General features: G+C 66.9%; 20 protein-coding genes. 11 read left to right on the plus strand and 9 right to left on the minus strand.

From position 1 onward, the window contains the following. Positions 1-148: 148 nt before the first annotated feature. Together ASE90_RS08840 and mgtE are read right to left on the minus strand one after the other, a co-directional pair. Complete coding sequence (locus tag ASE90_RS08840) at positions 149-547, minus strand: DUF1489 family protein (RefSeq protein ID WP_055998930.1); 399 nt, start codon at positions 545-547, stop codon at positions 149-151. 31 nt (positions 548-578) lie between these two features. Beyond that, positions 579-1970, minus strand: a complete 1392-nt coding sequence (gene mgtE, locus ASE90_RS08845; RefSeq protein ID WP_055998932.1) for a magnesium transporter — start codon at positions 1968-1970, stop codon at positions 579-581. Positions 1971-2094: 124 nt separating this feature from the next. Here mgtE and ASE90_RS08850 point away from each other — a divergent pair, with 124 nt between their 5' ends. Then, positions 2095-2556 carry a peptidylprolyl isomerase gene (locus ASE90_RS08850; RefSeq protein WP_055998934.1) on the plus strand — a complete coding sequence of 154 codons (462 nt, stop codon included), beginning with the start codon at positions 2095-2097 and terminating at the stop codon, positions 2554-2556. 267 nt (positions 2557-2823) lie between these two features. Here the strand turns inward: ASE90_RS08850 and ASE90_RS08855 are convergent, their stop codons facing one another. After that, entirely contained in the window at positions 2824-3711 is an 888-nt protein-coding gene (locus ASE90_RS08855) for a LysR substrate-binding domain-containing protein (RefSeq protein ID WP_055998935.1), read from the minus strand. Positions 3712-3764: 53 nt separating this feature from the next. On the opposite strand from ASE90_RS08855, the gene ASE90_RS20585 reads away from it, so the two are divergent. The 6 genes from ASE90_RS20585 (at position 3765) to ASE90_RS08885 (ending at position 9957) form a co-directional block, all read left to right on the plus strand. Then, complete coding sequence (locus tag ASE90_RS20585; protein ID WP_156361512.1) at positions 3765-3908, plus strand: hypothetical protein; 144 nt, start codon at positions 3765-3767, stop codon at positions 3906-3908. A gap of 79 nt (positions 3909-3987) precedes the next feature. Next, complete coding sequence (locus ASE90_RS08860; RefSeq protein ID WP_055998938.1) at positions 3988-6276, plus strand: CDC48 family AAA ATPase; 2289 nt, start codon at positions 3988-3990, stop codon at positions 6274-6276. 194 nt (positions 6277-6470) lie between these two features. Next, a complete protein-coding gene (locus ASE90_RS08870; protein ID WP_055998944.1) occupies positions 6471-7079 on the plus strand; it encodes a class I SAM-dependent methyltransferase in 609 nt (202 codons plus the stop codon). Between the two features lie 39 nt (positions 7080-7118). Next, entirely contained in the window at positions 7119-8198 is a 1080-nt protein-coding gene (locus tag ASE90_RS08875; protein ID WP_055998947.1) for a type III polyketide synthase, read from the plus strand. Further along, on the plus strand, positions 8195-8881 hold the full coding sequence (locus ASE90_RS08880; protein ID WP_055998949.1) for a methyltransferase domain-containing protein: 687 nt from the start codon (positions 8195-8197) through the stop codon (positions 8879-8881). The genes ASE90_RS08875 and ASE90_RS08880 overlap by 4 nt, the downstream gene beginning before the upstream one ends. Beyond that, positions 8860-9957, plus strand: a complete 1098-nt coding sequence (locus tag ASE90_RS08885) for an NAD(P)/FAD-dependent oxidoreductase (RefSeq protein ID WP_055998951.1) — start codon at positions 8860-8862, stop codon at positions 9955-9957. The genes ASE90_RS08880 and ASE90_RS08885 overlap by 22 nt, the downstream gene beginning before the upstream one ends. On the opposite strand, the gene ASE90_RS08890 is transcribed toward ASE90_RS08885, so the two are convergent. Both ASE90_RS08890 and ASE90_RS08895 read right to left on the minus strand, forming a co-directional pair. After that, entirely contained in the window at positions 9933-10685 is a 753-nt protein-coding gene (locus ASE90_RS08890) for a molybdopterin-dependent oxidoreductase (RefSeq protein ID WP_055998954.1), read from the minus strand. The two genes, ASE90_RS08885 and ASE90_RS08890, sit on opposite strands and share 25 nt — an antisense overlap. Next, positions 10682-11371: a cytochrome b/b6 domain-containing protein gene (locus ASE90_RS08895; RefSeq protein ID WP_055998957.1), complete on the minus strand. Its 690-nt coding sequence runs from the start codon at positions 11369-11371 to the stop codon at positions 10682-10684. The genes ASE90_RS08890 and ASE90_RS08895 overlap by 4 nt, the downstream gene beginning before the upstream one ends. 78 nt (positions 11372-11449) lie before the next feature. Here ASE90_RS08895 and ASE90_RS08900 point away from each other — a divergent pair, with 78 nt between their 5' ends. Next, positions 11450-12055, plus strand: coding sequence for a flavin reductase family protein (locus ASE90_RS08900; protein ID WP_055998960.1), 606 nt, complete (start codon positions 11450-11452; stop codon positions 12053-12055). Positions 12056-12058: 3 nt separating this feature from the next. On the opposite strand, the gene ASE90_RS08905 is transcribed toward ASE90_RS08900, so the two are convergent. After that, on the minus strand, positions 12059-12817 hold the full coding sequence (locus ASE90_RS08905) for a sulfite exporter TauE/SafE family protein (protein WP_055998963.1): 759 nt from the start codon (positions 12815-12817) through the stop codon (positions 12059-12061). 219 nt (positions 12818-13036) lie between these two features. Here ASE90_RS08905 and ASE90_RS08910 point away from each other — a divergent pair, with 219 nt between their 5' ends. Next, entirely contained in the window at positions 13037-13417 is a 381-nt protein-coding gene (locus ASE90_RS08910) for an HdeA/HdeB family chaperone (RefSeq protein WP_055998966.1), read from the plus strand. Positions 13418-13468: 51 nt separating this feature from the next. Here ASE90_RS08910 and rlmN read toward each other — a convergent pair whose 3' ends face one another. The 3 genes from rlmN to ASE90_RS08925 form a co-directional block, all read right to left on the minus strand. Beyond that, positions 13469-14677, minus strand: a complete 1209-nt coding sequence (rlmN, locus tag ASE90_RS08915; protein WP_055999255.1) for a 23S rRNA (adenine(2503)-C(2))-methyltransferase RlmN — start codon at positions 14675-14677, stop codon at positions 13469-13471. 235 nt (positions 14678-14912) lie between these two features. Then, entirely contained in the window at positions 14913-15356 is a 444-nt protein-coding gene (locus ASE90_RS08920; RefSeq protein WP_055998969.1) for a hypothetical protein, read from the minus strand. Next, a complete protein-coding gene (locus ASE90_RS08925) occupies positions 15353-16018 on the minus strand; it encodes a histidine phosphatase family protein (protein WP_055998972.1) in 666 nt (221 codons plus the stop codon). The genes ASE90_RS08920 and ASE90_RS08925 overlap by 4 nt, the downstream gene beginning before the upstream one ends. A gap of 131 nt (positions 16019-16149) precedes the next feature. Here ASE90_RS08925 and ASE90_RS08930 point away from each other — a divergent pair, with 131 nt between their 5' ends. Then, entirely contained in the window at positions 16150-16809 is a 660-nt protein-coding gene (locus tag ASE90_RS08930) for an outer membrane protein (RefSeq protein ID WP_055999258.1), read from the plus strand. Positions 16810-17023: 214 nt separating this feature from the next. After that, the gene (gene dnaN / locus ASE90_RS08935) at positions 17024-18136 is read left to right on the plus strand and encodes a DNA polymerase III subunit beta (protein ID WP_055998975.1); all 1113 of its coding nucleotides are present in this window, start codon (positions 17024-17026) and stop codon (positions 18134-18136) included. Positions 18137-18254 lie beyond the last annotated feature (118 nt).

Below are 18254 nucleotides of genomic sequence, written 5' to 3' on the forward strand. Positions count from 1 at the left end.
GAGGGTGCGGCTCCCCCGATCGTTCCGCGTCAGCGGAACCCTCCAAATCGGTGGAAGCGCAGCCGACAGGAGATCGCTACGCGATCGGGTGGCAGCGAGTGAAACCTCTTCGCGTCTTCGTGCCTTCGCGTGAAAACCACCTTACTGCCTACAGCAACCCCAACGCCATCAACTCGCCAATGAGACGCGGCGGCAGTTCATCCGCGCCCGTCCCCGCGCCACCCAGATCGGCGGGGGCATCGGCTTCCTCCAGATAGCGCCAGCCCTGATGCGCGCGCTTGGGTCGCGCCTCGACCAGCACCAGCTTTGGTCCCAGATGGATCGCAACCCGCCCGCCCTCCGCCTCGCCGAAGCCAAGGATCGGCGAACGCGCGACCAGCCGGTGCTTCAGGATCCAGAACAGCGACCCGCCCGCGATCTCGGCAGCGCGTTTCGGCAGATAGCGGGTGGTCAGCGCCCCGCCCTCGGCATGGCGCGTGGCCAGCCGTTCGGCGAGTTGTTCCACCGATTCGATGGCGAAGGCGACTTTGGTGAGATGCAGCGGCACGCGACCCACATGGGAAGCGCAGTCGCGCGCCTCAAGCCGTCAGTCCGCTGACCGTCGCAAGCCCGAGAAACACGAGAAACCCCATGGAATCGGTGGTCATCGTCACGAAGATCGACGAGGCGACCGCCGGGTCGGCATTGAACCGGTCGAGCGTCAGCGGCACGAACACGCCGGCAAAGCCGGCGATGACGACGTTCAGCAGCATCGCGGTGCCGATCACCGCCCCCAGTTGCGGGTTGCCGAACCAGAGCGTCACGCCCGTCCCGATCAGGGCGGCGACGGTCAGCCCGTTCATCAGCGCGATCACCATTTCGCGCCGGATCGCGCGCAGCGTGTTGGACTGGGTCAGTTGATTGGTGGCCAGCGCGCGCACGGTGACCGCCATGGTCTGCGTGCCAGCATTGCCGCCCAGACCGGCGACGATCGGCATCAACGCCGCCAGCGTCACCATCCGGTCGATCGTCGCGCCGAATGCGCCGATGATCGTCGCGGGCAACAGCGCGGTGATCAGATTGGTGATCAGCCACCGCACGCGCGCCTTGTACGAATCGCGGATCGGTTCGTTGATGTCGCCTTCGCCGGCACCCGACAGCAGCAGCGCGTCCTCGCCCGCCTCGGCCTGGATGATGTGGACGACGTCGTCGACGGTGATCATGCCGACCAGCCGCCCGCTGCCATCGACCACCGCCGCGGAGATCAGCGCATATTTCTGGAAACGGAGCGCGACTTCTTCCTGATCCATGTCGACCGGGATCAGCGTCTGTTCGCGCGCCATCACGTCGCCGATCGCAACGTCGCGCGGCGTCCGGAGAATCCACGATAACTGGCAGGTGCCGATCGGTTTGTGCGCCGGATCGACCACGAAGATTTCCCAGAAATCGGTGGTCAGCACCTCGTCGGCGCGCAGATAGTCGAGCGCGTCGCCGACGCTCCAGTGTTCGGGCACCGCGACCAGTTCGCGCTGCATCAACCGGCCGGCGGATTCCTCGGGGTAGGACAGCGCCTCCTCGATCGCGGCGCGATCGTCGGGGTCGAGCGCGCGCAGCACCGCGCGCTGGTCGGCGTCGTCGAGATCCTCGATGATTGCGACCGCGTCGTCGGTGTCGAGCTGTGCGGCGAGATCGGCGACCTGCGTCGTGGTCAGCGCGTCGATGACCGCGTCGCGCACCCAGTCGTTCATTTCAGCGAGCACGTCGCCGTTCAGCCGCTCGGCGATCGCCGCCGCCAGCGCCGCGCGCTGTTCGCCCGGCACCAGTTCGAACAGGTCGGCCAGATCGGCGGGGTGGAGCGGCTCGACCAGCTCGCGCGCCGCCTCGTCGTCGCCGCGGTCGACCGCTTCGCAAACGGCGCGGACGAATTCGGGCTTCAGCCGGTCGTCCTCGTCCAGTTCGCTGGTCGTTTCGGGAAGGTCGAGTTCGGTCATGGGTGCAACCCTCCTGCCACGTGCGTCCGGCCGCTGTAGCCATGCTGCACCGCCGTGCAAACCCTGTGCGGTTGCCAGTGCCCCTCCGGCACCCTAGCTAGGCGCGACTTTCAAGGAGCTTTCAATGGCCGATACCCCCAGCACGCTCGTGATGACGCTCGACACGGGCGAAGTGCGGATCAAGCTGCGCCCCGATCTGGCGCCGAACCATGTCGAACGCATCGTCAAGCTTGCCGACTCGGGCTTCTACGACGGCGTGGTGTTCCACCGCGTGATCGACGGTTTCATGGCGCAGGGCGGCGACGGCGGTCGCGGCGACGGCACCGGCGGGTCGAAGGAACCGAACCTCAAGCAGGAATTCAACGCCGAACCGCATGTGCGCGGCGTGTGTTCGATGGCGCGGACGCAGGACCCGAACTCGGCCAACAGCCAGTTCTTCATCTGCCTCGACGATGCGACCTTCCTCGACCGTCAGTACACGGTGTGGGGCGTGGTCGAGAGCGGCATGGACGCCGTCGACGCGCTGCCCAAGGGCGAACCGCCCCGCAACCCGGGCAAGATCGTGACCGCGCGCAGCGAGGCGTAAGGTCTAACGCCTAACGCCCTTCGTCATTCCCGCGCAGCCGGGAATCCATTGCCGTTGGCGGTTCGGTTCGATCGCCGAGGTCAGCGTGTATGGACCCCCGCCTTTGCGGGGGTGACGAAGGTGGCTTGGCATATCCCCGATCCGTCATTCCGGCGCAGGCCGGAATCCATTGTGTCGGGTGGTCTCGATCGATAGCAACCGTGCACCCAGCCATGGGTTCCTGCCTTCCCCGGAATGACGGACGCAGCGGCGAAGGCGCTCCCGCCCCTACTCCGCCGGCGCGCCCAGCGCCTTGACCAGCCAGTCGTGAAACAGCTTCACCGGCCGCTGCTGCAACATGCGCGGGCGGCACACGAACCAGTGGCTGTAGGTCGAATTGACCGCCCGATCGAACAGCGGCACCAGCCGGTCGTCGCGGGCCGTCTCGAAATGCGATTCGAGCATGAAGGCGACGCCAAGCCCCTGCGCCGCCGCTTCCAGCATCAACGTGCCCGAATCGAACCGGTCGATCGCGGCGGGCTCAAGGTCGGGCAGGCCGGCGGCGTGCATCCAGTCGGAAAAGGTATCGGGCATGTCGCGGTGGATCAGCGCGGTATGCTGCGCCAGTTGCGCGGGATCGGTGATCGGCGATCGATCGATCAACGCCCGTCCGGCGATGGCATAGACGCGGTTCCGGTCGAGTCGCCGGGCATAGAGCGCCGGGTCGATCGCATGGTCCAGCACGATCGCGACGTCGATCCCTTCGCCCAGCCGCCCCAGCCCGTGATGCGCGGTATCGAAATCGAGATGCAGTTCGGGATGCTGGTCATGCAGGTCGCCCATGCGCGGCATCAGCCGCTGGATCGCGAACAGCGGCAGGACGCCCAGCCGCAGCCGCAGCACCTCGACCGCGCCCGACATCTGTTCGACCGCATCGGACAGTGTGTCGAGCGCGCCCGACAGCAGCGTCAGCAAGCGTTCGCCATCGTCGTTCAGGCGCAATGCCTGATGCCGTCGTTCGAACAGCGGTTTGCCGATGAAGCGTTCGAGCGCCTGCACCCGGCGGCTGAGCGCGGGCGACGACAGCGCCAGTTCGTCGGCGGCAAGTTTGACCGATCCGAGGCGCGCGACGTGCACGAAGGCTTCGATGGCGGTCAATGGCGGAAGGCGACGCATCCGATACCCTAACTTCGTTGCGGTGCGATACAGGCTGCACCGCGATTGTCCGTATGGCAACTGCCGACCGGAGGCGTGTTGCAGAAACTGCAATATCGATTGCTTCGTTCGCACTTGCACAAAAATACGCCGCGCTGCAATCAGAGCAGGCCTTTCAGGCATCCTCTCCTAAAAACTTTCCGGCCGGTCCTTTGTGACCGGCCTTTTTTTCGTCTTGTTGCCGGCGGCGCACCGCCCATATCCGCCGTTCGGTTGCGTTGAGCATGGCAGGAATAGATGGCGGACAGCGAAACAGGCGGACGGCGGTTGCAGGTAGCGAATGCGCGGCCCGAGGATAGCGGGCGCGGCATCGCCCATCTCCCGCGATCGGTCATGGCATTGCTCGGCATCAACGAGGGCGACGTGGTCGAGATCGTCGGCAAGAAGACGACGCCCGCGCGCGCCATCGCCCCCTATCCCGAGGATGAAGGCCTCGACATCGTTCGCATCGACGGGTTGCAGCGCGCCAATGCCGGCGTTGGGTCGGGCGACCAGGTCGAGGTCCGGAAGGCCGAATCGCGCCCGGCCACCCGCGTCGTCTTCGCACCCGCACAGCAGAATTTGCGGCTGCAGGGATCGTCGAACGCGCTCAAGCGCACCTTTTTCGGGCGACCGCTGTGTCAGGGCGATATCGTCGCCACCACCGGCCACCAGCGCGTCGATAATCTGTCGCCCAATGTCCGCCGCTATGTGAACGCGCCGGCCTTTTCGTTGCAGGAAATCCGCCTCCTCGTCGTCTCGGCGACGCCCAAGGGCGTGGTGCATATCGACGAATCGACCGAGATCGAGCTGCGGTCGGAATATGAGACGCCGCGTGAGACGCGCCGGGCCGACGTCACCTATGACGATATCGGCGGCATGGGGCAGACCATCGACCAGTTGCGTGAGATGGTCGAACTGCCGCTGCGCTATCCCGAATTGTTCCAGCGCTTGGGCGTCGATCCGCCCAAGGGCGTGTTGCTGCACGGGCCGCCCGGCACCGGCAAGACGCGGCTCGCGCGCGCCGTCGCCAACGAATCCGACGCCGAATTCTTTCTGATCAACGGTCCCGAGATCATGGGGTCGGCGTACGGCGAATCGGAAAAGCGGCTGCGCGAGGTGTTCGAGGAAGCGACCAAGGCATCGCCGTCGATCGTGTTCATCGATGAGATCGATTCGATTGCCCCGAAACGCGGGCAGGTGTCGGGCGAGGCCGAAAAGCGGCTGGTCGCGCAGTTGCTGACGCTGATGGACGGGCTCGAATCGCGCGCCAACATCGTCGTCATCGCCGCGACCAACCGGCCCGAGGCGATCGACGAAGCGCTGCGCCGGCCGGGCCGGTTCGACCGCGAGATCGTGGTCGGGGTGCCCGACGAACGCGGGCGGCGCGAGATTCTGGGCATCCACACCCGCGGCATGCCGCTCGACGAACATGTCGATCTGGGCGAGCTGTCGCGCACCACCTATGGCTTCGTCGGCGCCGATCTGGCGGCACTGACCCGCGAGGCGGCGATCGATTCGGTGCGGCGGATCATGCCGCGCATCGACCTGTCCGCGGGCACGATCCCGCAGGACGTGCTCGACAGCCTGTCGGTCACCCGTGACGATTTCGTCGAGGCGCTGAAGCGCGTGCAGCCCAGCGCGATGCGCGAGGTGATGGTGCAGGCCCCGACCGTACGTTGGGACGATGTCGGCGGTCTCGACGATGCGCAGGTGCGGTTGAAGGAAGGCGTCGAGCTGCCGCTCAAGTCGCCCGAATCCTTCCGCCGCCTCGGCATCCGGCCGGCAAAGGGCTTCCTGCTTTATGGCCCGCCCGGCACCGGCAAGACGCTGTTGGCGAAGGCGGTCGCGCGCGAGGCGGAGGCGAATTTCATCGCCACCAAGTCGAGCGACCTGCTGTCGAAATGGTATGGCGAGAGCGAACAGCAGATCGCGCGCCTGTTCGCCCGCGCGCGACAGGTCGCCCCGACGGTCATCTTCATCGACGAGCTCGACTCGCTGGTGCCCGCACGCGGCGGTGGCCTCGGCGAACCGCAGGTGACCGAGCGGGTCGTGAACACGATCCTTGCGGAGATGGACGGGCTGGAGGAACTGCAATCGGTGGTCGTGATCGGTGCGACCAACCGGCCGAACATGGTCGATCCCGCGTTGCTGCGCCCCGGCCGGTTCGACGAACTGATCTATGTCGGCGTACCCGACCGCGCGGGGCGCGCGCGCATCCTCGGCATCCAGACGCAGAAGATGCCGCTGGCCGACGATGTCGATCTGGATGTCGTCGCCGCCCGGACCGACCGGTTCACCGGTGCCGATCTGGAAGACGTGGTCCGCCGCGCCGGCCTGTTCGCGCTGCGGGAGTCGCTGGAGACACGTGCAGTGACGATGGCCCATTTCGACGCGGCGCTCGGCGAATCGCGGGCGTCGGTGACGCCGGAAATGGAGGAGGAATATCGCGCGATGTCGTCAAAGTTGAAGCAGGATGCGCTGTCCATCCAGCCGCTGGGCTTCATCACGCCCGGCATGGTCGAGGGGCGCGGTCCGAAAGGATAGCGCCGTTCGCGCGTCACGCCGGACCCGGTTCGGGGTGACGCGACGACCCGCCCACACCCGTTATCGCCAGCGTACCGCAATGGGTCGTGCGGCGTACCTGCGACGGCCCGCGCAACCGATATGCTTGCAAGTTGGTTTCGCTTTTGCGACGACGCGATGACCATGGCCGCCCGGCCATCCGTTCGAGGATTTCCATGACGACGACTTCCAACGCCGCGACCCGACGGAAGCCGCGCGGCGTACCATCGCCGGCCGGCATTTTCCTGCGTGGGTTCGTGAAGCATCCGGTCATGGTCGGGTCGGTCATCCCGTCGTCGAACCGCCTGATCCGCAAGATGCTCGGCCCGATCGACTGGGCGGCCGCCAAGGTCGTGGTCGAATATGGTCCCGGCGTCGGCACCTTCTGCCGTCCGATCCTGCAACGGCTCGCGCCCGACGCGCAGTTGATCGTCATCGATACAAACCCCGATTTCATCGACTACCTCAACGCGACGATCCTCGATTCGCGGTTTTCGGCGGTGCATGGATCGGCGGCGGACGTCGAACGGATCGTCGCCGATCATGGTCAGCCCCACGCCGATTACGTGCTGTCGGGCCTGCCGTTCTCTACGCTGCCGGCCGGGGTCGGGGACGAGATCGCCGCCGCGACGCAGGCGGTGCTGCGGCCCGGCGGGGCGTTTCTGGTCTATCAGTTCAATCCGCGCGTCCGCGATTTCCTCGACCGGCAATTCGCGCGGATCGATCACGACATGGAATGGTGGAACGTGCCGCCCGCCCAGCTTTGGTGGGCATGGAAGGACTGAGCCCGTACCTGTTTGCGGCTTTGGCGCGTTGGGGATGCAATGACTTCTACCGCCGCGCCCGTCGCCTGGATCAACGCGATCGCCACCGCGACGCCGGACCACGATATCCATCACGCCTTTATCGAATGGGCGCGCGAGCGGCTGCCGCCGCGTGAGGCGCGGCTGTTCGACCGGATGGTCGAGCGGGCCGGCATCGGGCGGCGCTGGTCGGTGCTGCCGGTAGGCAGCGACGGCGGATCGCCGGTCGCGACGGGCGGCTTCTATGCCGATGCAATGCCGGGCACTGCCGCGCGGATGCGCATCTATGCCGACGCCGCCCCGGCGCTGGCGCTGTCGGCGATCGAACGTCTTGCTGCGCAGCATCCGCTAGAGGCAATCACCCATATCGTCGTGGCGAGCTGCACCGGTTTCGTCGCGCCCGGTATCGATCAGATCATTGCCGCTCGGCTAGGTCTGCCCCCGGCGACCGAGCGGTTGCTGATCGGGTTCATGGGCTGTTACGCCGCCGTCGCGGCGCTGCGCAGCGCCCGCCATATCGTCCGATCCGAACCCGATGCACGCGTGCTGGTGGTCACCGTCGAACTGTCGACGCTGCACCTGCAACCGGCGGTCAGCCTCGAACCGTTGCTCGCGATGCTGCAATTCGGCGACGGTGCGGCGGCGGCGTTGGTGACCCGCGATCCGACCGGCTTCGCGGTCGAGACGCCATTTGCCGCCGCACTGCCCGATTCAGCCGAATTGATCCGCTGGGACATCACCGATGCCGGCTTCGCGATGCATCTGTCGGGTGAGGTGCCGGGCCGTATCGCCACCGCACTCACCGATCCCGGTTTTGCGGCAGCGGCGACCGGCGGTCGGTCGCTGACGCAAGTCGATGGCTGGGCGGTCCATGCGGGCGGGCGGTCGATCCTCGACGCCGTCGAACGCAGCCTGTCGCTGTCACCCGATGCCCTCAACGCTTCCCGCCACGTGCTGGCCGCGAATGGCAATATGTCGTCGGCGACGCTGATGTTCGTGCTGGCGGAACTGCTGGCCGGGCCACCGGTCGCCGATGGCATCGCGCTCGCCTTCGGTCCCGGGCTTGCCGCCGAAGGGTTCGGCTTTCGGAGCGCCGCATGAGCTTCGCCCGCGTCTATGCCGAGGAGGCGATGGACGATCCTGCGCTCGATCCGGCGGTCTATGCCACGGTTCTGCGCGATCTGGCGCGGGTAAACCGGGTGACGATGGCGGCGCGACCGACGCTCGCCTTCCTGTCGGGCATCGCGGGGCGTGGCGATCGGCTGAAACTGCTCGATGTCGGCTATGGCGACGGCGACATGCTGCGCCGCATCGCGCGCTGGGCGGCGGCGAGGGGCGTCAAGGCCGAGTTGGTCGGCATCGACCTGAATCCGCGCAGCGAAACCATCGCGCGCGCCGATACGCCCGCCGATCTGGCCGTAACCTACCGCACCGGCGATTATGCCGATCTGGCGGGGCAGGGCTGGGACGTGATCGTCTCCAGCCTCGTCGCGCATCACATGACCCATGGCCAGCTGGTCGCGTTCCTGCGCTTCATGGAAGCGGAGGCGGCGCGCGGCTGGTTCGTCAACGACCTGCACCGCCATCGCTTCGCCCATCGCGGCTATCCGTTGCTGGCGACGCTGATGCGCTGGCATCCGATCGTGCGTGCCGACGGGACGCTGTCGATCGCGCGTTCCTATCGACCGGCCGAGTGGTCGCCGATCCTTGCCGAAGCAGGGATTGCGGACGCGCGGGCGCGGCGGCATTTTCCGTTCCGGCTATGCGTCGAACGTCGGCGCTGATCGCGGGCGGCGGCCCGGCCGGCGCGGTCGCGGCGCTGCTGCTGGCGCGGCACGGCGCGGCACCGGTCTTGCTGGAACGATCGCGCGGCACGCCCGACGCGCTGTGCGGCGGGTTCCTGTCGTGGCGAACGCTGGAGTCGCTTCGCCAGGTCGGTGTCGAACCGGATGGCCATGTCGTGCGACGTGTGGTGCTGTTCGCGGGCGGCGGCCGGTCCGAATCCCCCTTGCCCGCGCCCGCGATCGGCCTGTCACGGCGACGGCTCGACGCGCTGCTGCTCGAAGCGGCGCAGGCGGCGGGGGCGGGGGTCGAGCGCGGCATGACGATCCGCTCGGCCGAGAGACGCACGCTGCACACCGGCGACGGGGCGGACGTTGCCGGCCAGACGCTGTTCCTCGCCACCGGCAAGCATGACCTGCGCGGGGCGATGCGCGATGCCGATCCCGGTGCCGATCCGACGATGGGGGTACGCGTCCGGTTGGGACCGCATCCGGCGCTGACCCGGATGGTCGGCGATGCGATCGAACTGCACGCCTTTGCCGGCGGCTATGGCGGGCTGGTCGCGCAGGAGGATGGCAGCGCCAATCTGTGCATGGCGCTGCGCCGGTCGCGGCTGCGAGCGGCGGGCGATCTGCCGTCGCTGCTGCGGGTGCTGGCGGACGAATGTCCGGCGCTGGGCGAGCGGCTGGCCTATCTCGGCGAAACTCCGGCGATCGATGCGGTCGCCAACGTCCCCTATGGCTGGCGCGCGCGCGCGACCGAAACGGGCGTCTATCGGCTGGGCGATCAGGCGGGGGTGATCCCTTCGCTCGCCGGCGAAGGCATGGGGATTGCCATCGCCAGCGCGATCCGCGCAGTGGCGGCGTGGCAGCGTCAGGGCGCGGGCGGCGCGATCGGCTATCAGCGCGATCTGGCCCGTGCGCTCCGCCGTCCGATCCTGCTGGCGGGGTTGCTCAGGACGCTGGCCGAGAACCGACGGGGCAGTGCGCTGTTACTGGCCGGCGGGCGGGTGCCATGGCTGGTTGGCCGGGCGGCGGCATGGACCCGGGTCGATCAGATGCCGGCATACCAGTCGTAACCGGCGACATCCTCCCAGAACCCGCCCTTGCCGCCGGCAAGTCCGGTTAGCGAGGCGACCGCCTCGATCCGCTCGACATATTTGGCGTGTTTATAGCCCAGTTGCCGCTCGACCCGCAGCCGTAGCGGCGCACCGTTCGGCACGCCCAGCAACCGGTCGTTGAGCGCCCATGCCAATATCGTCTGCGGATGAAACGCGTCGATCAGGTCGATCGACTCGTAATAGCGCCGCCCGCCGATCGCATCGGCACAGTGGAACACCAGATAGCGGGCGTTGGGCCGCAATCCCGCGAGGTCGAGGATGCGCGACAGCCGCGGCCCGGTCCATTTGCCGATCGCGCTCCACCCCTCGACGCAATCGTGCCGCGTGATCTGCTGGCGCGACGGCATCGACCGGATCTGGTCGAGGCGGAGCGACAAGGGGCGCGCAACCAACCCGTCGACCGTCACCCGCCAATCGGCGAAGCGGTTGGCGACATGGGCGGTATAGTCGGGCGTGTTCGGATTGTTGGTCCCGTTGGCACGAAAGACCGGCGAACGCTGATCGGGCCGATATTCGACCGCCAGCGCGTCGCGCGCGGTGATCGCGCGTTGCAGCCCGCGATGCGCGACCTCCGCCCCGCCGAGCAGCTCCTGCGCTGCCGGAAACTGTGCCACCCGGTCGCACGCCGCGACCAGTCCGCCGGCACCGACCACCAGCGCCGATCGCCGCGACAAGATCCGGCTCATTCGGGCACCCGCCAGCGACCGGTGACCATCGAACGCACCTCGTTCACCGCTCCGGCCAGGATCACCAGCACCAGATGGACGATGACGAACAGGGTGATGCCGCTGGCGGCGAGGAAATGGATCGACCGCGCCGATTGCCGCCCGCCGAGCAGCTCCAGCAGCCACGGGAACGCCGCGTTCAGCCCCGGCGACATCGCGATGCCGGTCACGATCGCCAGCGGCAACAGGCCGAAGATCACCAGCACATAGCTCAGTTTCTGCAGTACGTTGTAGTCGCCCGGCGCTTGCGGATCATGGAAGCGGAACGCCAGATGCGCGCGGATATCGGCAGCCACATGCCGCCGCGACAACTCGCCCCGCCGGATCGCCAGGTCGCGCTGGAAATGGCGGTTGATCAGGCTGACGATCATATAGGCCAGCAACCCGAAACCCAGCACCAGCGCAAAGGTCAGGTGCCAGTTGCGGGCCAGCGCCAGATTATAGGTCTGCGGAATCGTCACCCATCCCGGAAACCGGTCGAAGGTCAGCCAGGCCGCATCGAAATTCGCGCCATAGCGTCCCCAATAGAGCCGGGGATGGGCGTTCAGGATCATCAGCCCGCTGCCGATCAGGATGATGACCGCCACCGCATTGACCCAATGCCATAGTCGCGTGGCCAGCCGGTGGCGATAGATCGAACGCGTCATACCCTTGATCTAGGCCGGATCGCGGCAATTGCGAAGCATGGTTGCGCCATCGGTGCGGATCGTGCGTTGGGGGCGGACATGACCGATTTCCATTCCTATGCGCCGGCCAAGGGCCACCGCCTGCCGCACGATCCGTTCAACGCGATCATCGCGCCGCGTCCGATCGGCTGGATCGCCAGCATGTCGGCGGCGGGGAAACGCAATCTTGCGCCCTACAGTTTCTTCAACGCCTTCAACTATCACCCGCCGATCATCGGCTTCGCATCGACCGGGGCCAAGGACACGCTCGCCAACGTCCGTGCGACGGGCGAGTTCGTCTGGAACCTCGCGACGCGGGCACAGGCGGAGGCGATGAACGCGACGTCGGCAATGACCGAAGCCGACGAATTCACGCTCGCCGGGCTGGATATGCTGCCCTCGACGCGGGTCGCCCCGCCGCGCGTCGCCGGATCGCCGGTCCAGTTCGAATGCCGATCGACCCAGATCATCCGCTTGACCGACCATGTGGGCGGTGAGATCGATACGTGGCTGGTGCTCGGCGAAGTGGTGCAGGTCCATATCGACCCGGCGCTGCTGGAGGACGGCATCTATCGCACCGAACGCGCGCACCCGATCCTGCGCGGCGGCGGGGCAGGGGACTACTTCGAACCCGGCGAACGCTTCGACATGCGCCGGCCGCGCTGACGTTCAGCCATAGGCGCGGACGAAGAACGCCACCGTCACGCTGAACGTCACCAACAGGGTCCACGCCCGCACCTGGCCCGGCGTCAGCGTCACCCCCAGCTTCGCGCCCAGCCAGCCACCGAAGATCCCGCCCAGCAGCATCGGCACGCACGCCGCCCATGCGACCATGCCGCACAGGATGAACACGATCGCCGCCGCGCTGTTGGCGGTGGCCAGCATCAACGTGCGCGGCGCCGCCATCGATTTGGGATCGGTCCCGGCCAGCAGGCCATAGGTCGCGGTGACCATCATGCCGACCCCGCCGCCGAAATAGCCGCCATAGATGCCGAGCAGCACCTGCGCGACGACCAGCGTCGCCGGACCGATCGTGACCCGGTCGTGCAGCCACACCGCCGCCCGCTTGCCCAGCGCAATGGCAAGGAACGCGACCAGCAACAGCCACGGCACGATGACGTCGAACAGGTCGCTGGGTGTCCATACCAGCAACAGGCTGCCGACCAGTCCCGATACGAAGGTGATGGCGGCCAGCAACCGGATCGGCAGTCCGCCCAGCGGCCCCAGTCCCCGGCGATACGCCCATGCGCTGGCGATCGCCCCCGGCTGCAACGCTACGTTCGACGTCGCATTGGCGATCGATCCCGGCAGCCCCAGCGCGATCAGCGCCGGCATCGTCGCGAACGTGCCGCCACCGGCCAGCGCGTTCATCACGCCGCCGACCATGCCGGCACCGGCGGCGAGACCAAGGGAAACGGGATCGATCATCGCGCCGCTAGAGCGCAAGCACCGCCGGCTGTCGAGGCTGTTTCTGGACCGAGCAGCTATGCTCGCGACCCCCCACTACCCGCCAGATGAACGTTCGTTCAGCGTATACGAGGAAACATCATACCCTTGTATGAAAGCTTCGTAATTTCGGACCGGTTTGGAAACAAACCGCGGATTTGTGCGATTTTCGTGAGCCACATACGGAAAGGAGATGGCATCATGAAGAAGGTTCTTTTGGCAGTCGTCGCAGCTTCCACCCTCGCCACCGGCGGCATCGCCGTGGCGCAGCAGGCCAAGAAGCCGTGGGTCACCGAAGCCGCCGAGGTACCCGGCCGTGCCGGGACCGAACGCACTGTCGCCGTCATCAAGAGCGGCAAGAATCTTGAAACCGTAAGCTGCCTCGACTTCAACGCGCTCGATGAGAACTTCAAGCCGGAAGCGATCCGCTACGCCGCCAACTATGGTCCGAAGGGCAAGCCGCACCCGACGCTGACTGTCAGCGGTATCGAATCGATCCGCCCGGCAGTGGTGGCCCACTGCGAGGCGCGTCCGGGCAACCATTTCGTCCAGTCGGTCCATGCCGCATTGAAAAACCACTGATCCTTCGCGACCCGGACGACATCGGTTGTCCGGGCCGGCTTTTGCCGAACGTCAGTTCGCGATCGCCACTGCGTCCGCCGCCTCACGGTCGCGTTCGGCGCGGCTCTTCTTTTCCGCCGCCGTCTTCAGCTGGCCACAGGCCGCACCGATATCCTGCCCGCGGGTCCGGCGGACGGGGGCGGAGATGCCGCCTTCGAACACGATGTCGCTGAACGCGCGGATGCGCTCGGGCGTCGAACATTCGTAGACGGTGCCCGGCCATGGGTTGAACGGGATCAGGTTCACCTTGGCCGGCAACTGGTACTTGCGCAGCAACCGCACCAGTTCGCGGGCATCGTCGTCGCTGTCGTTCTTGTCCTTCAGCATCACATATTCGAACGTGATGCGCCGGGCATTGTTGGCGCCGGGATAGTCGGCGCAGGCCTGCAACAATTCCTCGATGCCGTATTTGCGATTGAGCGGCACGATCTCGTCGCGCACTTCCTTGGTCACCGCGTGCAGCGATACGGCAAGGTTCACGCCGATCTCCGCCCCCGCGCGCGCCATCATCGGCACCACGCCCGACGTGCTGAGCGTGATCCGCCGCTTGCTGAGCGCAAGGCCGTCGCCGTCCATCACCACGCTCAGTGCATCGCGGACCGCATCGAAATTATACAGCGGTTCGCCCATGCCCATCATCACGATGTTGGTCAGCATCCGCCCTTCGGGCTGGCTCGGCCATTCGCCCAGCGCGTCGCGCGCCAGCATCACCTGTCCGACGATCTCGCCCGGCGTCAGGTTGCGCACCAGTCGCATCGTGCCGGTGTGGCAGAAGGTGCAGTTGAGCGTACAGCCGACCTGGCTCGACACGCACAGCGTCCCCCGATCGGCGTCGGGGATGAACACCATCTCGTAATCCTGCCCGTCGGGCGAGGTCAGCAGCCATTTGCGCGTGCCGTCGTTCGACACCTGCGCTTCCTTCACATCGGGGCGACCGATGACGAAGTGCTTTTCCAGCGTCGGGTGCTGCGCCTTGGCGATCTCGGTCATCGCCGAAAATGCGGTCGCGCCGCGATTGTAGATCCAGTGCCAAATCTGTTTCGCGCGCAGCTTGGCCTGTTTGGCGTCGAACCCGGCGGCTTCGAGCGCGGCGCGGATTTCCGGTTTGGACAGGCCGACCAGATCGGTCCGGCCATCGGGACGCGGGGCCAGCGGCCGCGGAACGGGCACGGGGTCGACATGGCCGGGAATCGGCATGGGGGGCGACGAGACTGTCAGCATCGGTGGGATATAGCCGATTTGCGGCAGGATTTCCACTGGCGGCTACGAACCGCCCTACTGGCCGCCATCCCCAAGCTGGCGATGTCCTGCGCGACCGCTCTTTCGTGTGTCAGCCGACACCGTCATCCCCGCGCAGGCGGGGATCCATAAACGCAGCGGCGGCGATTCTGCCATGGACGCCGGCGGCAATGGCTTCCCGCCTTCGCGGGAATGACGAAGGACGCGGTCGAATATCCTACAAACACCCCAGCCTCGCCGCATCGATCGCGGTCGCGGCGCCCGCCAGCGCATAGACGTCGACGAACGGCGCCCCGTTTTCGGCGACGCTCTCGATGCTCATCGACCGGCCACCACGCATCGCCGCGACGATCGCTCGGTCGGTGGCGGTGTCGGGGCTCCACGCATCGACCCGCCCGGCCTTCAGCTCGAACCGCCGCTCGCCGATCGCCAGCACCACGCGGGCGCGGTCGCTGCGCACGCGGCTCAACCGGACATGGACCTGCCCCCGCGCGCCCGCACCGGGCCAGTTGCCGACGCTGGCGAAGGACGCGCCGCCGCGCCCGCGCACCGGGCGGCTGATCGCATAGCAGCGTTTCGGTGCCTCGTCGCGAAACGCGCCCCAGCGCTGATGGATACCGATCGCCTGCGGTGCTGCCACCGCCAGCAGCAGCGCGATCAAGCCGGTGCCGCCATCGACGGCCCGCCGCTACCCCGATGCGCGATCGTCTCGCGTCCGCCCTCGATCAGCGCGATCGATCCTTGCGGCAGATCGTCGGCGACCGGCGCGGCGAAGCGCGGATCGACCGGTATGTCGGTCAGGACGCCGCGCAGTACTCGGCTCGACATGCCGTGCATGATGACCAGACGGTCGCCGAGATCGTCATCGGTATCGCCCGCCCACGCGCCTACCCGCGCCGCGATCGCGTCATACCATTCGCCGCCCGGCGCGGGGCGGCGATACAGCCGCGCCTCGACATCGAGGAAGTCGGCGTCCGGCCCGGTCAGTTCGCGATAATAGCGCCCCGACCAGTCGCCCATGCCGATCTCGACCAGCCGGTCGTCACGCCGCGCCGCATGCCAGTCGAGTTCGAGATGTTCGGCGATGATCGCCAGCGTCTGCAACGCCCGCCCCGCGCTCGACGCCCACAGCGTCAGCTTCGGCTTCACCCCCAGCAGGTCGCGCAGCGCCGCGCCCATCGCATCGGCCTGCGCGAAGCCCGTGCGTGTCAGCGGGGTGTGCGGGTGATCGCCCTGCATCCGCTGCGCGATATTGTACACGGTCTCGCCGTGGCGGGCGATGAAATCGCGTCCCTTGCGGGCGGCGTGGGGATGGATCGTCATGGTCCTGCTTTCAAGCCCGTGTTGCGCGAATGCAACGGTTTTCGCTGTTTAGGTGAGGTTCATGCAACGCCCGGCGAATGCGTCCATTGAACCCCGGCGTCCATATGGACGGTGACAATGGAGTTTTGACGATGCGTACCCTCATCCTTGGTCTTGCCGCTGCCGGCACCGCCCTTTCCGCCGCGCCCGCCATGGCGCAGGACGTGAACCCGGCCTTCACCGGTTTCCGCGTCGGCGCGCTCGCCGGCTATGACGGCATCCGTCCGGGCAGCACCCAGGATACCGACCTCGATGGCGATAACCAGACGGTCAACGGCCTGCTTTATGGCGTCGATGCCGGGTATGATTTCGCACTGAGCAACTTCCTCGTCGGTGTCGAAGGCGAATATACCGGATCGACCGGCAAGGTCGAAACCGCGCGCACCGACCCGAACTTCTTCGGTTTCGGCAGCGTGTCGACCGGCCGCGACCTGTATGTCGGCGCCCGCGCCGGTCTGGTCGTCGCGCCGACCACGCTCGCCTATGTGAAGGGCGGCTACACCAACGCCCGTCTGAACGTGCTGGCCAGCGACGGCACCGTCGACAGCCGCGAGAATTTCGAACTGAACGGCTACCGCGTGGGTGCCGGCGTCGAACAGGCGATCGGGTCACGCGCCTATGCCAAGCTTGAATATCGTTATTCGAACTACAACAACGCCGATTTCCAGCGCGTGGATGGCAGCACCACGTCGCAGTTCGACATCGATACCGACCGGCATCAGGTCGTCGCCGGCGTCGGCATCCGGTTTTGATCGTTGACGGGAACGCGCCGATGCGCGTTCCCGCAAGTCGCTCGAGAGAGCGACCAGACCGCACCCGTTTACATCCCGGTAACCAAGTTGCGCGAGGAGGGTCGGAGCAGTTTGCGCCGGCCCTTCTTTGCGCTAGACACGCTGCTCGGTTTTCTAAGGGGTCGGCACCGAATCCGCCGGCCCGAGTGCGAGCGCATCCGCGCGGGGGAACATCATGAAGGCGACGATCGAACGCGCGACCCTGTTGAAGGGCCTCAGCCACGTCCAGTCGGTGGTCGAGCGGCGCAATACCATCCCCATCCTGTCGAACGTGTTGATCGAGGCCGGCGAATCGACGCTGCGCCTGATGGCGACCGACCTCGACCTGCAGATCGACGAGACGATCGCGGCAGCCATCGATCAGCAGGGCGCGATCACCGTATCGGCGCACACGCTGTTCGACATCGCGCGCAAGCTGCCCGATGGTGCGCAGGTGCAATTGTCGGCGGCCGAAGGGCGGCTGACCGTGGTGGCCGGGCGCGCGCGCTTCAGCCTCGCGACGTTGCCGCGCGACGATTTCCCGGTGATCGCCGAGGGCGAGCTGCCGACCCAGTTCGAACTGCCCGCGACGACGCTGAAGGCGATCATCGACAAGACACGCTTCGCGATCTCGACCGAGGAAACGCGCTATTATCTCAACGGCATCTTCCTGCATGTCGCCGAAAATGACGGCAAACCGGTGCTGAAGGCCGCCGCGACCGACGGCCACCGCCTCGCGCGGATGACGGTCGACCGGCCCGAGGGCGCGGAAAAGATGCCCGACGTCATCGTCCCGCGCAAATGCGTCGCCGAACTGCGCAAGCTGCTCGACGAGGTCGATGGCTCGGTCGGTGTGTCGCTGTCGGGCAGCAAGATCCGCTTCGATCTGGGGCAGGCGATCCTGACCAGCAAGCTGATCGACGGCACCTTCCCCGATTATTCGCGCGTCATCCCGACCGCGAACGACAAGCTGCTGAAGCTCGATCCGAAGAGCTTCATGGCCGGCGTCGACCGCGTGTCGACCATTGCCACCGAAAAGACCCGCGCGGTGAAGATGGCGCTCGACCGCGACAAGATCACCCTGTCGGTGACCAGCCCCGAAAACGGCGCGGCGGCGGAGGAAGTGCCCGGCGAATATACCGCGCTCCCCTTCGAAATCGGCTTCAACAGCCGCTATCTGCTCGACATTCTCGGGCAGATCGACAGCGACCTGTGCGAAGTCCATCTGTCGGACGCCGCCGCCCCGACGCTGATCCGCGAGAATGACGCGTCGCCCGCGCTCTATGTGCTGATGCCGATGCGCGTCTGAACCATATGCTGTCCCCTCCCTGACGAGGGAGGGGTTAGGGGTGGGTCGGCTAGCGAGGCAAGGTTACGCCCGCCAACCGGCCAACCCACCCCCGACCCCTCCCTTGTCAGGGAGGGGA

It is taken from the genome of Sphingomonas sp. Leaf67 (assembly GCF_001421965.1).
Classification (GTDB): domain Bacteria; phylum Pseudomonadota; class Alphaproteobacteria; order Sphingomonadales; family Sphingomonadaceae; genus Sphingomonas.